The following is a 14163-nucleotide window of genomic DNA, read 5'->3' as shown; positions in this document are numbered from 1 at the left end:
TTTAAATAATTGTGATCTTTGACTGCACCCGCACCGGCATTACTTTTGCGCCTTACCCATTATTTTATTCACTCATTAGACGAAACCATGCTCATCAGATCAATTTTAACCGCCGTTCTTCTCAGCGCCGCCATTTTGCCCGGCCGTGCACAGGAAATTCCCGCGCTGGATGCGGAACTCACCACATTTCAGTACCCTTATCCGGTTCATAATATTTCGCTGCAAATTCAAGGCCAGCAAGTGCACATGGCTTATATGGATCTGCAGCCCGCCAAACCTAATGGTAAAACTATTATGCTCCTCCACGGCAAGAACTTCCCGGCTGCCTACTGGGATAGTACCGCTGCCGGGCTAAGCAAAAGTGGTTACCGGGTTATAATGCCTGACCAGGTGGGTTTCGGTAAATCCTCAAAACCGGCACACCTTCAATATAGTTTCCAGCTGCTGGCCCAGAATACCAAAGCCCTGCTGGATACCCTCCACCTTTCAAAAGTTGCCGTTTTAGGCCACTCCATGGGCGGCATGCTGGCTACCCGCTTCACCCTGATGTACCCGGATGTGGTGGAAAAACTGATCCTGGAAGATCCTATCGGCCTGGAAGACTGGAAAGTGAAAGTACCTTACCAGTCAGTAGATAAATGGTACCAGGGTGAACTCTCCCAGGATTTTGAGAAGATCAAAAAATATCAGCTGGATGGTTATTATGGTGGTCAGTGGAAACCAGCCTATGAAAAATGGGCCGTTGTACTAGCCGGCTGGGCCAAGGGCCCCGATGCAAAACGCGTAGCCTGGAACAATGCCCTGACCTACGATATGATCTTTACCCAACCGGTATTTTATGAATTTGAAAATATTAAGGTCCCTACACTGCTCATTATTGGCCTGAAAGACCGTACCGCTTTGGGCAAAGCCAATGCCCCTGAAGAAGTACGAAAGACATTAGGTAACTACCCTGTATTAGGCCCTCAGATCAGCAAAAGAATTCCTGACTGCAAACTGGTAACGATTCCTGATGTAGGCCACCTGCCACACATCCAGGCATTCCAGCAGTTTATTCAACCAGTGCTGGCTTTTTTATCAGGCTCATGATACTGTCAAATGATGCCTGGTTGGTGGGATTATCCAAAGCCCCGGCAATATCTATTTTTTCACGGGAGGTAAGGTGGAAGCTCAGTGCTGCTGCCTTATCTTCTTTCTGAGGTACATATTGCAGTATAATTCTGTGAAATCCTATCGGGAAATATCCTTCCAGGTAACTCAGTTTATCATCCTGTCCGAAATCCTGCATGGAACTCCAGTGCTGTTGCATTGTAAACAGCGGATCAAACATCAGATCTGTCAATACCTTCGTTTTCTGGATAGGCCGGATATCATTTTTTCGTGTATCCCTGATCTGGATAAATATTACACCACTTGTATTCGCATTGATCCAATCCCTGAATGTATACAGATAACGCATAGAAACATCCTGCCCAAAGTTATCCCTGATCCCCGCATCCATCACATCTACAATCGGATCACTGGGCAGAAATACATTCGGTAATACATAAGGAAAAGTTGCACACATTCTGATTGCACTGGTCACTCTCAAATGCATAGGATTCTGCTTTGCAAAATACTGTGTGAAGTCCACCCCGTCTACATCCTGCCAGGTTTGTTTTCCTTTGGGATAAGCCGGTGCACAGAGATAACTGACCGGCTGCGGGGAAATAATCAACCTTCTGCCGTCAGCATTGATAGTAGCGTTCCAGATCAGCATAGGAATTTTCGCCTCCTGTTCCGGCTCTCTGTACTCTCCGATCGTTTTGGAAAGCACATAATCTGTATTCGCATTCAGCTGCATTTCAAATGCATATCCCCGATCTTTTGCATAACGGTTGTCGCCGATTTTAAAACTACGCCACGGTGTGATAAAATCATTCACAGACATGGAAGTGAAAATAGAGTTAAGGAGGTCGCGGCCTGTTCGTTCTGTAAAACTACTATCATACAGGTTCAGACTTCTGCCATGCGCTTTTTGGAGGTACAATTCCCGGAAGTAAGTAGCACCAATCATACCTCCTGAAGCACCTGTCATCAACACGGTCTGATTCATCAGCTGCCCACCCATAATGGAATCCAGCCGCTGCAATACATTCATGCTCCAGGTAGCAGCACGTAAACCACCACCGCTGAAGTTCAGCACAATCAGCTTGGGACGCTGTGCAGCGGGAAACTGAGCGCGCCATGCTTTCAGAATTTTCAGGGTTTGTGCTTTATCCTCAGTCCTGCGTTTTTCAGAAAAGAATTTCTGCAGGGCAACGGTACTGTATTCTGGTCGCTGATCATGTTGTTTATAATTTAATCCATAAGCCTTGTTACGGTTATCCAGCAGGTCGTGTTCTACCATCCAGTTCATGCCCACCATCAATACCAATGCAAGCGGAATGGCCCAGCTCTGTAACAGGTACGCATATGCGCCGGCAATTCCAATCAGGAAAGCAAAAAAGATCATCACACTGGCACCTGCCGGTATTCTGAAAAATGGATAATCCATCATATATGCCAGCAATACCAGGAAGAACAAAGCACAGACTACAGTGATCATGGCCGCATAATGATGCTGCTTCAGAATACTGTCGAGGTAATGCTTGTTGTAGTGATCTACATTTCTGGCGCGGCGTATCCGCCAGGGAGAGTTAAAGTAGTTAGTAACGGGGAGTGCATTTTCATCTTTTTCCTGGGTCGGCTTCAGTACCAGTCGCAGGAAATCGCGGGGTGTACCAAACTTTTTTTCCAGCCTGCGGCCAATGTTTTTATCAGCGTTGAAGAAGTAGAAAAACGAGAAAAAAATGACGAATAAATATCCACAGATGAAGCCTTCCGTCAGCAGCATGATTTCCGGTACAGAGCTCAGTTGTTGATAGCGCTGGTATTCCCACGAGCGTATCAGCAGATTGATGATAAATGCAACCGGAACAATGAAATTGTTAAGGCAGTATTTAAAGAATGGCTGTGATGTAGTTGCAAGAAATTTGAAACGGCCGGTGTGCAGAATAAATGTAGTAATGTTCCAGCTCATAGTGAATAAACCGGTAGACAGCCCCAGAATAGTAGTGCTGTAAAAGTTCACCTGTCCAAGGTATTCAGGTGCGAGATACAATGCATCTCCACCGAATACTTTTGCGAAGCCTCCATTGATAGTACTGAACAGGATTGCCCAGAATATGAGCAGTACCTGGTACTTCCGGAAATGCAGCAACAATAGTTGGATCGGGAAAGAATAGAAAAATTTGACCGGCAGATATTTCACTTTCATCCGTAACGCAATTACAACTAAACTTACGAAAAATTGTAATAGGTTCTTATAGAAAATAAAACAGTCGCTTGCAGCGACTGTTTATATAAACCGGCCAGCGGCCCAATAAATGCGAAAATTTATTTTTTCCCGTAGCTCAGAAAATACGTCCACACCAATACCAACAACAGGAACATCCCTACCGCCTGATGCAGTATCGCCTGCAAAATAGGAATATGAATCTGGCTACCCAGCAATGTCAGTACACCCAATAATACCTGTACCAATACCAGCAGCAAAGGCAGATACCGTACCCTGTGCAGCAGGCTGTGCTCCGGTGTTTCAGACGCAGCCTTCCACCACCAGATCACTACCAGGATCGTAATGAGGTAAGCCAGGTTCCTGTGTACAAAATGTATCGTCTGTGTATTATGTGTCAGATCTTCCAGGAAACTTCCCTGGGTAAACATATTGCCGGGAATCCATGCACCATTGATATCAGGCCAGGTGCTTGCCGCCAGTGCAGCATGCAGACCTGCCATCAATGCACCAAAGAACAATTGCAGTGTCAATAAACCCAGCAGCCATCCATTCAGTTTTTTTAATCCGGGCGCTATAAGGATTTCTTTTACCGGCGTGCTCAACTTCAGCGCAAACCACAACACATACACCAGCAGTGACAAGGCTGCCAGGAAGTGTATCGCCAGGCGTATATGGTTTACGTACAGATTGTCTTCATTCAATCCGCTTTTTACCATGATCCAGCCTATAGCCGCCTGTAATCCGCCCAATAAAAACAGGATGATCATAGGCTTAATCATAGACCGGTCAATCTTTCTTTTAATCAGGAAATACACAAAGCCTACCAGAAATACCCCTCCCATCAAACGGGCCCAGTCACGGTGCAGCCATTCCCAGAAAAATATTCCTTTGAAATCAGATAAGGTAAAATGATTGTTGAGATACTTTGCCTGCCCGATTTCTTTATACTTATCAAAGGCCTTCACCCATGCCGCTTCATTCATTGGAGGAAATGCACCCAGGATGGGTTGCCATTCGGTAATAGACAGGCCTGAACCTGTGAGACGGGTAATGCCGCCCAGTAAAACCTGAATAATCAGCATCCCCACCCCTATATATAACCAGATCGCTACCGGCCTTTGCTGTTGTGTTGTCATTCTTTCCATAAATCAAAAATCGAGGGCAAAGTTAGTACTTTGAGGTTTGACATTCGTAATGCTTTCTTAACATGTCCATAATATTCTCTTAACACCACCTACTGATCTTTGCGGCGACAAAAGGGACCCTGAAAAATATCAAAACACTAAAACAAACTTTTGTATGAAACACATACAATTTATAGCAGTCATCGCAATTATCCTATTTAGCCAATCCATTGCTGTAGCCCAGGACTTTGCGTTGAACAAAGTAAAAACAAACGTTGCCAACAACCAACCACCTACTGCTCCCAGCGATTTCAAACTGGACGTAGCACAGGTAACCGGAACTGAACTGGTATTTCGCGTAACCGTGGAAAATCCGGGTAGCGACAAAATAATCCTGAGTATCAAGGATGCAAACAATACCACCTTGCACCAGGAATCACTGCCGGTAACACTGGTTTACAAAGCCCGTTTTAACCTGGCAGACCTGCAGGATGGTACTTATGTTTTCGAAATCAGAAAAGGTAAGACACGCCTGGCAGAAAAAACTATCGGTATCAGAACCGAGACAAGCATTAACAGAACTGTTTCTGTCCAATAAAAACAAATAGTGACAAAATGAGTGGCTGCAGAGGCATATCTCATCTTGTCACTATTGCCTATCTTATAGAAAGGTGCTTCTCTTATCCGGTTATACGTGCACGTAGGGATGTATCGAAGTATGATGCTTCATTAAACCCGGATACCCGACAAAGAGAATTCTTATTGATGCAATTCACCATGCCTTCAAAATACTTTTGATACAAACCCTGCGCCGGGCACTACTTCTGATTCATTGCTTCGTACAGCACTTCCATTATATTTTCTCTTACATGCATGGTGATCAGCTTTTTGTTGTCACCACCGGCAGGACACACCCTGTTGCTCAGGAAAATGAATACCAGCTTAGACTGGGGATCCACCCAGATACAGGTGCCTGTAAAACCAGTATGTCCGAATGTAAGTGAAGAAGCACTCTTTGCAGGGTATGCTTCACCATGCTTACCATTGTTTTTATCAGGCTTATCAAAGCCCAGACCACGACGGCTGATATTGCTGTTGTAAGCTGTAAACAATTTGATAGTTTCTTCTTTGATGAAGCGCTGGCCGCCATAAGTGCCCCCATTCAATAACATCTGCATCAGCACTGCCAGATCTTCTGCATTGGAGAATAATCCTGCATGCCCGGCTACACCCCCAAACATAGCTGCACCCGGATCATGCACATCGCCCCTGATCCATTGCATACGGAATGTACGCTCACTTTCAGTAGGTGCAATCTGCGAAAGCGGGAAACGCTCCCTTGGTTTAAAACCTGTAGAATTCATGCCCAATGGCTCATAGAAAGTTTCTCTCACATAGTGATTCAGTTTCTGACCTGTTATAGACTCTACTACCTTGCCCAGGAAAATAAAATCATTGTCGCTGTATACATAGCCCTGCTGTGGTTTCAGCGTACTTTCCAGGATCTTCTGGTACATGGTATCTACATAAGCATCTTTCATATACAGATGCTCAGCCACACGCCTGCAATACACAGAATCTGCATAGCTGTGGAACAATGCTGTATCAGGTGCTCCATTCTTCATGAGCACACTCTGGTAGAAAGGAATGAATGCCACCAGGCCAGCCTGGTGCAGGAGTACATCCCTGATTTTCAGATTCGCTTTATTGCTGCCTTTCACCCATGGCAGGTAATCGCCCAATGTTCCATCCAGACTCAGTTTGCCTTCGTCATAGAGTTTCATGACAGACATTGTCGTTGCACATACTTTCGTTACCGAAGCCAGGTCATAAATGCTGGAATGAGTAACTGGTTCATTGGTACTATAATCATAGTGACCGAATACCTTGTTGTATACAATCTTGCCATCTTTCAACGCCAGTATTTCACAACCGGGAGCAGCACCTTTAGCAATCATCTCTTCTGCCAGCCTGTCAATTTTTGTAAGCGTTGCCGCATTCATGCCCACCTTTGCCGGTGCCACTTCCTCCAGTGGCTGTAATGCAACAGCTGGTGGTGGTGTAGCAGGTACGATGCCCATTCCATACGTAAAGTTCGGACATACAGTCACCGGAAGTTTACCCGTTGGTATGAGTTGGCCAAACAATAACTGAGCTGCCGATTTTTGGGTGTCATCATCATCTTCATATGCCGCTACAATAGTCGGCGCATCACAGAAGTATTGAATTGCATAAGGATTACCAAATACTACCGTAGCAGATGGCATTTCCTGCTGCAGGCGCTGTACCAGCAAGCGCTCCGCAGAACTGATACCAAAGTTGTTAGCCGGCCGGCGACCATAATTATGTACACCGATAATCACCGCCTGGAATTCATTTTTCAGTCGCTCTACCACAGGTGCTACCTGTGCAGCAGATTGACGGGACGTGAAGATGAACGTACTCACGTCCGGACGGGTCGCTTTAATGGATTGCAGGAATGCATTATTGACATCTGCGCCTACTGCGATCACCGCTACCTTGCCAGGGGTATGCTGTTTGAAAGGAATAAGCTGGTTATCATTTTTCAGTAAAGTCAGGGATTGCCTGCCTATATCTTTGATCAGTGTATCGGTTACCGCATTCAGGTCCTCAGCCAGGTTGGCCGTTTCTACGAACTGTGGTTTGTTCAGTCCCAGGTTGTATTTTGCCAGCAATACCTTCTTCACTCTTTCATTCACCTCATTCCAGCTTACCTCACCCCGGCGAATCGCTCTCTTGATCGCCTCTACACTCCCCTCGGCGGTAGAAGGCAGCATGAGCATATCATTCCCCGCCACCAGTGATCTTGCAGCTTCTTCCCCACCGGAGTAAAATTTAGCGATGCCTTTCATTTCCAGCGCATCGGTGATCACAATGCCTTTATAACCCATTTCCCCTTTCAGCAGATCAACTACTGCTTTATGTGAGATGGAAGTTGGCGTGTTAGGAGTGCTGTCAATGGCGGGAATGTACAGGTGAGCCATCATGATGCTGGCTACCCCGGCATCTATGGCTTGTCTGAAAGGGTATAATTCCAGGGAATCCAGCTGCGCCCTGGATTTACGGATTACCGGCATATCCAGGTGAGAATCCGTATCAGTATCACCATGACCGGGGAAGTGCTTGGCTACTGCCATCACACCCTGATCCTGGATCCCTTTGATCATTTCAATACCCATACGTGCTACCTGGTATTTGTCCTGACCAAAAGATCGGTCATTGATCACAGGATTATTAGGGTTATTGTTAATATCCATGTCAGGCGCATAGTCTACATGGATCCCCAGCCGGCGACATTGCTGGCCCAGCACCTTCCCGGCCTTATAGGCAAGGCTGCTATCCTGTGCAGCACCAATCATGAGGTTGCGGGGCAGACTGATTACGCTATCCAGCCGCATGCCGAGTCCCCATTCCCCATCGATAGCGATCATGAGCGGAGTCCGGGAAATGGATTGGTAATAATTTGTCAGGTTAGCCTGTCGTACCGGCCCCCCCTGGAAGAAGATCAAACCACCCACCTTGTTGTCTTTGATGTCCTTCTCGATTTTTTTGACGTGATCAGGCCCCAGGTTAGAGTGTGCCCTGATCATGATAAGCTGGGCGATGCGCTCATCATTGTTGAGCGACGCAAATACACTGTCCACCCAATGCGTAGCGGCAGCGTCTGCTGTCAGTAATTTTGGAACGGGTCCATCTTGTGGCGGGGCTGGTTTTTTGCCCGAACCTGCTAACATAAATCCGGAGAGTCCTAAGATCAATAACTGCTTCATAATCTTGCTGCTTGTCAATAAAAAAGTTATCATACGGGAAATTACATCCCTGTTCAGGGAGCTGTGCCCTAATTACATTTTGAGTCCCAATTATTATGCTACCTTACATATTCACGGCTGTAAAGCGGCAGTATAAATACTTATATTTACATGAGGAGGTAGGAACAAATGACCTGTAATCCTTAAACATAATAAAATATCTTTCGACTATGACCCTCAAACAACCATTTTTTTCTTCTTTATGGAACAATCTGCTTAAAAATAATCCATTATTTCCAGCAAATCATTAAAACATATCTACGATTTTTCTTAAATATTTCATGTTATTCAAGCAATTGTAATTTTAGTTACCTATACATTCAATTGTTTGCTATATTTGCAGTCTTGCTAAAGTTTTTTTAAACACATGGTCAATATTATTCTATTTGGCCCTCCCGGTAGTGGAAAGGGCACACAAAGTGCGAACCTGATTGAAAAATACGGGCTGATTCACCTGTCTACCGGTGACCTGCTGCGTGGAGAGATTGCTGCTCAGACTCCCCTGGGCCTGGAAGCGAAGCGCCTGATGGACCAGGGATTACTGGTTCCGGATGCTGTCGTAATCGGCATGATCAGTTCGAAACTCGAAGCCAACCCGGAAGCAAGAGGTTTTATTTTTGACGGCTTCCCACGTACTACTGCTCAGGCAGAAGCACTGGACAAACTGCTGGATCTGAAGAAAACCGCTATCTCCAATGTACTTTCTCTGGAAGTACATGAAGATAACCTGGTACAGCGCCTGCTGGCCAGAAAACGTCCGGATGATAATGAAAAAACCATCCGTGAGCGTTTCGTAGAATATCACAACAAAACCGCTCCTGTAGCTGACCACTATGCCCGTTTCGGCAAGTTTAAGAAAATAAATGGGGAAGGTACCGTTGATGAAATCTTCGCTCGTTTAAGCAAAGAAATCGACCCGCTGGTAGAAGAAAAAGTATAAGCAGCAGGCTGATCTTATCATATTAGACGCAAAGATCGTAAGTAACCATCCATGTAAAGTGGATGAACTTCACGATCTTTGCGTTTTTAAATTTATAATAAATCGCTCCACATTGGAAAGAGGCAATTTCGTTGACTATATCAGGATATCCGTCAAATCGGGTAAAGGCGGTGCAGGTAGCGCCCACTTTATGCGTACCAAATACAACCCCGAAGCCGGCCCCGATGGCGGTGACGGTGGTCGTGGCGGCCATATCATACTCAGAGGCAACTCCCAGTTATGGACCTTGCTGCACCTGCGCTGGTACAAGAACGTAGTGGCAGAAGATGGCGGTAACGGACGAGACAATAACAGTACAGGTAAAAACGGTGAAGATATAATTATCGAAGTGCCCCTCGGCACCCAGGCCTTCGATGAAGAAACCGGCGACCTCGAAGTAGAAATACTTCATGACGGGGAAGAAGTAATCTGGATCCCGGGCGGCCAGGGTGGTCGTGGTAACAGCTACTTCAAGTCAGCAACCAACCAGGCACCCGATTACGCACAGCCAGGTATGCCAAGCACCGAAGGCTGGAAAGTACTGGAACTGAAAATGCTGGCAGACGTAGGTCTGGTAGGATTCCCGAATGCAGGTAAGTCCACCCTCCTCTCTACCATCACAGCAGCTACCCCGAAGATTGCGGATTACGCGTTCACCACGCTGACTCCCCAACTGGGCATGGTGGCCTATAGAAATGACCGTTCTTTCTGTATTGCTGACCTCCCGGGAATTATTGAAGGCGCACATGAAGGGAAAGGACTGGGACACCGCTTCCTGCGGCATATTGAAAGAAACCCGGTATTGTTGTTCCTGATCCCTGCGGATAGCTCCGATCACAAAAAGGATTATGAAATCCTGGTGAATGAACTGGCAATGTACAATCCTGAATTGCTGGACAAACAGTTCCTGCTGGCTATCAGCAAGAGCGACATGCTGGACGATGAGCTGAAAGAAGCAATTGCGGCAGAACTGCCTGCAGATGTACCACATGTGTTTATTTCTTCTGTTACGCAACAGGGATTGCCACAGTTGAAAGACATGTTATGGAATGCACTGAATGCGGCTCCTAAAGAATAAAAAAAAGCTCCTGCCAGTGGCAGGAGCTTTTTTTATCACTAATCTTTTAATCCCAGCCAGGCCTTCACCTGCTTATAATCACTCATATCCACAGTCTTCGCTTTCCTTGCTTCCGTGCCACCCGGCACTAACACATACCGGTACTGCCACCTGAGTTTTGAATTACCATCCGTCCAGGTACCGGCATCTCCATTTGCATACAATTCAACCCCACCGGTGAAGAAAGTCGCCAGGATATTCCAGCCCGAATAAATATTCGTGTAGGGCAATGGCGTTACCACCGGATCATCCGGGGTATTCAGGTTGAGGTACACTTTCATTTCGCCGGTGCTGATCAGCGTAGCATCCAGTTTAGCTATGTCAATATCAGCATAAAATCCAATGGTATCAATCGTACCATCTGTGTTGTGGATTGTATCCGGCAGGAAAGCGACCGTAAGCCAATCCGAATAAATAACATTTGCAGTCCCTGCATCTCCTTTGGGACCAGTCGGACCTGCAGGCCCTGTAGGTCCTGGATCACCCTGGGGACCAGTTTTACCATCTTTACCACAACTAAACATACATAAGGCTACAGCCAGGAGTAACAGGGATGCATTAACAGAACAAAAGATTCGTTTCATGTACAGAAATTTTGGTTGTTATAAATTAAAAATGGGGATGTAGGGGTTCGGATTATCACGCAGACTAAATATACGAAGAAAGCCTCCTCTTTTATCACTAAAAATTTTTGCATTACTTTACAAAAAAATGCCCTGTGAAGTACTTAATCCAAGTTTGTATTAGCGCCGCCTTATTTTGCGCCTGTAAATCGTCGACCTCCTCGCCTCCTGCCTCGGATAGCATTGCTGTAGCCATTTCAAAGCCAGATGATGGCTTAACGGGATTGTATACTGGTGATTTCGATGGCAAAAAGATCTATATCACGATCAACTATGCAAGAAATAATCATCTCGCAGGTTATAATGTGCATCTCGGATTGCGCCGCAATGTGAGCGGCAGTTATAAGATTGCCGGTGATGGTATTGATGTGACCCTGAATGAACCAGGGGATCATCCATTCGACGGAAAATTTACCATCCACCTGGATGCAGCCGGCGACAAAGGAACCGGCAAATGGGTGCCCCTGAACAATGCTAAACTGAGCACCAAAGAATTCAGCCTCACAAAGGTCATAAGGACAGGTGATAAAGGCAATAATTTCGAAGCCGATTATCCTATGGGTGGCGATAACCGGGATATCACTTTTAAAAATGATGGTAGCGCTGTCTTAAACTACTATCCCCAAATAAATGATTCTACCCGTGCCGGGCAAATGGTTACTGTAAGAGGTACGTGGGAAAGAAAGGGAGACTCACTCTACGTAACCTGGGAAAAGAAAGGAGATCTGCCGGAACCGGCCACACTCTATACTATCACCTACGAAGGTGAGGGCGAAAACCGCTGGTTAAGCGGGGTAGAAACTGCTGACAGCATCCGTTATTGGGTAGGACCTTGATAAACACAAAATACATATTGAAGAAGGGGGGTATCACCCTGTTCGCTGCCGGCATCCTGTTTGCAACCTGGCTGCTAATCAGGCTGAGTATCCCCTATCTTTCGTTTGATCCATACACGGATTTCCTGATGACCAAGCAAAGGATCTATCATATCCTCCACTGGCGATTCAGCTTCTATGTACATGTATTCATCAGCTTTATAGTGATGATCACCGGTCTGCTGCAATTCAGCTGGTACCTGATAAAAAAATATCCCGGTCTGCATCGCAGATCCGGGACAATATATGCAGGGGTTGTGCTTTTCTTTAGTGGCCCCAGTGGTTTAGTGATGGCGTTCTATGCGAATGGTGGCTTACCGGCACGCACCAGTTTCGTCATCCTCGCGCTCCTGTGGTTATATACCACTGCCATGGGCTGGTATTATGGCAGGCAGCATCAATGGCTGCCACATGGTGCAATGATGCTCCGGAGCTATGCCCTCACACTTTCTGCTGTGAGCTTACGCCTGTATGCTTACCTGATAGACATCCTGAATATTCCGCTGCGCCCCCGCGCAGCTTATATCCTCATTGCATGGCTCAGCTGGACGCTGAACCTGGTTATTGCAGAACTGATCATCAGGAAACTCGCAAAGATCTACCCTGTCAAAAAGGCTTAACGCATGCCCAACATCACATCTTTCTTCACGAAGTGACCATCATCTTTGATCGCATAATTATCCTTCCCTAAAGGTTTCTGACTCTTGATAGGATTGTCTTCATATCCTTCTTCATTCACATCTTTTTCGTAAGTCAGCTCAAAATTGGAGACCTCAATATCGTAGTTCGCATTGATCGTCGCTACCTTGAAAGGATCTTTCAGGATCTTCTGTCCACCGATCATTAATTTATCGATCAGGGTACCCTTATTGTTAAAGCTGGCGATGTAGTATACCGGCAGTCTATTGCCACCCATTTCATCGACTACACCATAGATCAGCGTACGATTACTGTCATTAGATCTTACCAATCCTACCCTGTAATATTCTGCACCTACTTCCCTGGAAAATGCATAGTCACGCATTTCAGGCACATAGCGCTCATTGTCGTAAGAGATGATCCTGTCTTCCGTCATGTTGTCAGCATATTTCATATCCAGCAACAAGGGGAATTTTACCTGGGTAAATTCATGACTGAACACTGCCCATTGCAGTTTATCCGGATCTGTAGAACCGGACATCGCGGTCATAATAATATCGTTGAAGGTATATTGATTGTCTTCTCTGAGTTTGGCAAGATCCTTATCCTTTTGCAGGTTTTTCAGATTGCCGTAACCAAACTCGATGGCAGAAATGAGGTATTGTTTCGCCTTGTCCAGCTCATTTAATCGTGAATATAAACAGGCTTTGTTATAGAGCAGTTTGTTCAGGGGTTTATAATCCAGGATATCCGCTATATCATAGGCCTGTAACCCTTCCTGCAATTCACCTATATCGCCCAGTGCATTCCCCATTTCATAATAGGCCTTGGCCTGTGGCTGTGCCAGAATAGACTTTTTGAAGATAGCTACCGCCTGGGATGGATTCTTTTTGTTGCGGTAAACATCGATGGCCTGCAGAAACAGTTTATCGGCTTCCTTGTCCTTCCCTGAACTGGCATGGGCCACCATCAAAACAGTGTCTTCGGAGTACAGGTTACTTTGGGTAAGTGTAACACCGGCTGCTGTTCCCTTTTTGCTTTCCGAGGGGCCATTACAGGCAAATAATGTGGCTGTTGTTACAAACAATAACAATTGACGCATACGAGAGTACTTTATAGGCTAAAGATAATATAAGATTTTTATAATACGAGGAGCCTTCATGTAGGGGTAACCAGCATTCCGAATTTAAGACCAACAGGTCTCCAAAAGCTCATTTAAAGCACACCATAAGGTCACCTCAATATCCCGGGGATAATGAAGTGCCCTTTTGGTGTACTTATGGTGTACTTATAATGCACTTATAGCACTATAGCTTCACTATTGCCTGCCTATAGTTAAAACAGACCTCCCAGCGGGCCCAGCATACCACCAGCTACACTTTTCATTTCGGCTTCCCAGGTATTCTCGGCTGATTTCAGGGCACGGTTCAGGGCTGTTATCACTAAATCTTCCAGTTCTTCTTTGTTATCTTTTTCCAGTAATCTCTCTGCTATTTCCAGACTCTTTACCTCGCGGTTGCCTGTCACGGTTACTTTTACTGCACCATCACCTGCTTCCCCGTCTACGGTGATCAGGGCCAGGCGTTCTTTACTTTCTTTCATTTTTTGCTGCGCTTCCTGCAGCTTACCAAACATATCAAACATGGTAGGTCGATTT

The 14163-nt window shown here is 45.8% G+C and carries 12 protein-coding genes; 6 read left to right on the top strand and 6 right to left on the bottom strand.

The features are described 5' to 3' along the window. Window positions 1–87: 87 nt before the first annotated feature. Window positions 88–1089, top strand: a complete 1002-nt coding sequence (locus tag DXN04_RS09725) for an alpha/beta fold hydrolase (protein ID WP_116853133.1) — start codon at window positions 88–90, stop codon at window positions 1087–1089. Here DXN04_RS09725 and DXN04_RS09720 read toward each other — a convergent pair. Next, window positions 1052–3298, bottom strand: a complete 2247-nt coding sequence (locus DXN04_RS09720) for a patatin-like phospholipase family protein (RefSeq protein ID WP_116853132.1) — start codon at window positions 3296–3298, stop codon at window positions 1052–1054. The two genes, DXN04_RS09725 and DXN04_RS09720, sit on opposite strands and share 38 nt — an antisense overlap. A gap of 119 nt (window positions 3299–3417) precedes the next feature. Next, on the bottom strand, window positions 3418–4464 hold the full coding sequence (locus DXN04_RS09715) for a COX15/CtaA family protein (protein ID WP_116853131.1): 1047 nt from the start codon (window positions 4462–4464) through the stop codon (window positions 3418–3420). Window positions 4465–4618: 154 nt separating this feature from the next. On the opposite strand from DXN04_RS09715, the gene DXN04_RS09710 reads away from it, so the two are divergent. Continuing rightward, complete coding sequence (locus tag DXN04_RS09710; RefSeq protein ID WP_116853130.1) at window positions 4619–5041, top strand: hypothetical protein; 423 nt, start codon at window positions 4619–4621, stop codon at window positions 5039–5041. Between the two features lie 220 nt (window positions 5042–5261). Here DXN04_RS09710 and DXN04_RS09705 read toward each other — a convergent pair whose 3' ends face one another. Then, complete coding sequence (locus DXN04_RS09705; protein ID WP_233525555.1) at window positions 5262–8234, bottom strand: glycoside hydrolase family 3 N-terminal domain-containing protein; 2973 nt, start codon at window positions 8232–8234, stop codon at window positions 5262–5264. A gap of 406 nt (window positions 8235–8640) precedes the next feature. Here DXN04_RS09705 and DXN04_RS09700 point away from each other — a divergent pair, with 406 nt between their 5' ends. Together DXN04_RS09700 and obgE are read left to right on the top strand one after the other, a co-directional pair. Beyond that, window positions 8641–9213, top strand: a complete 573-nt coding sequence (locus DXN04_RS09700) for an adenylate kinase (RefSeq protein ID WP_116853129.1) — start codon at window positions 8641–8643, stop codon at window positions 9211–9213. A 112-nt stretch (window positions 9214–9325) separates the two neighbouring features. Beyond that, the gene (obgE, locus tag DXN04_RS09695; protein ID WP_116853128.1) at window positions 9326–10330 is read left to right on the top strand and encodes a GTPase ObgE; all 1005 of its coding nucleotides are present in this window, start codon (window positions 9326–9328) and stop codon (window positions 10328–10330) included. Between the two features lie 38 nt (window positions 10331–10368). On the opposite strand, the gene DXN04_RS09690 is transcribed toward obgE, so the two are convergent. Continuing rightward, window positions 10369–10953 carry a collagen-like triple helix repeat-containing protein gene (locus DXN04_RS09690; RefSeq protein ID WP_116853127.1) on the bottom strand — a complete coding sequence of 195 codons (585 nt, stop codon included), beginning with the start codon at window positions 10951–10953 and terminating at the stop codon, window positions 10369–10371. 134 nt (window positions 10954–11087) lie between these two features. On the opposite strand from DXN04_RS09690, the gene DXN04_RS09685 reads away from it, so the two are divergent. Continuing rightward, the gene (locus DXN04_RS09685) at window positions 11088–11828 is read left to right on the top strand and encodes a hypothetical protein (RefSeq protein WP_147319885.1); all 741 of its coding nucleotides are present in this window, start codon (window positions 11088–11090) and stop codon (window positions 11826–11828) included. 17 nt (window positions 11829–11845) lie between these two features. Continuing rightward, window positions 11846–12487 (top strand): DUF2306 domain-containing protein, encoded by a 642-nt coding sequence (locus tag DXN04_RS09680; protein ID WP_233525554.1) that lies wholly within the window; start codon window positions 11846–11848, stop codon window positions 12485–12487. Here the strand turns inward: DXN04_RS09680 and DXN04_RS09675 are convergent. Next, window positions 12484–13608: a tetratricopeptide repeat protein gene (locus tag DXN04_RS09675; RefSeq protein ID WP_116853125.1), complete on the bottom strand. Its 1125-nt coding sequence runs from the start codon at window positions 13606–13608 to the stop codon at window positions 12484–12486. The two genes, DXN04_RS09680 and DXN04_RS09675, sit on opposite strands and share 4 nt — an antisense overlap. A 233-nt stretch (window positions 13609–13841) precedes the next feature. Then, window positions 13842–14150, bottom strand: a complete 309-nt coding sequence (locus DXN04_RS09670) for a YbaB/EbfC family nucleoid-associated protein (protein ID WP_116853124.1) — start codon at window positions 14148–14150, stop codon at window positions 13842–13844. Between the last annotated feature and the right edge of the window lie 13 nt (window positions 14151–14163).

The sequence above is a fragment of the Chitinophaga silvisoli genome, assembly GCF_003412465.1.
In the GTDB taxonomy this organism is placed as follows: domain Bacteria; phylum Bacteroidota; class Bacteroidia; order Chitinophagales; family Chitinophagaceae; genus Chitinophaga; species Chitinophaga silvisoli.
The sequence above is the reverse complement of the archived record's forward strand: the minus strand, read 5'-3'. Positions and strand labels throughout refer to the sequence as shown.

What these genes read in the sequence shown, in the direction of transcription:
- DXN04_RS09670 (WP_116853124.1), bottom strand. Translation starts at nt 14,150, where the DNA reads ATGTTTGATATGTTTGGTAAGCTGCAGGAAGCGCAGCAAAAAATGAAA.
- DXN04_RS09720 (WP_116853132.1), bottom strand. Translation starts at nt 3,298, where the DNA reads ATGAAAGTGAAATATCTGCCGGTCAAATTTTTCTATTCTTTCCCGATC.
- DXN04_RS09705 (WP_233525555.1), bottom strand. Translation starts at nt 8,234, where the DNA reads ATGAAGCAGTTATTGATCTTAGGACTCTCCGGATTTATGTTAGCAGGT.
- DXN04_RS09710 (WP_116853130.1), top strand. Translation starts at nt 4,619, where the DNA reads ATGAAACACATACAATTTATAGCAGTCATCGCAATTATCCTATTTAGC.
- DXN04_RS09725 (WP_116853133.1), top strand. Translation starts at nt 88, where the DNA reads ATGCTCATCAGATCAATTTTAACCGCCGTTCTTCTCAGCGCCGCCATT.
- DXN04_RS09700 (WP_116853129.1), top strand. Translation starts at nt 8,641, where the DNA reads ATGGTCAATATTATTCTATTTGGCCCTCCCGGTAGTGGAAAGGGCACA.
- DXN04_RS09715 (WP_116853131.1), bottom strand. Translation starts at nt 4,464, where the DNA reads ATGGAAAGAATGACAACACAACAGCAAAGGCCGGTAGCGATCTGGTTA.
- DXN04_RS09675 (WP_116853125.1), bottom strand. Translation starts at nt 13,608, where the DNA reads ATGCGTCAATTGTTATTGTTTGTAACAACAGCCACATTATTTGCCTGT.
- DXN04_RS09690 (WP_116853127.1), bottom strand. Translation starts at nt 10,953, where the DNA reads ATGAAACGAATCTTTTGTTCTGTTAATGCATCCCTGTTACTCCTGGCT.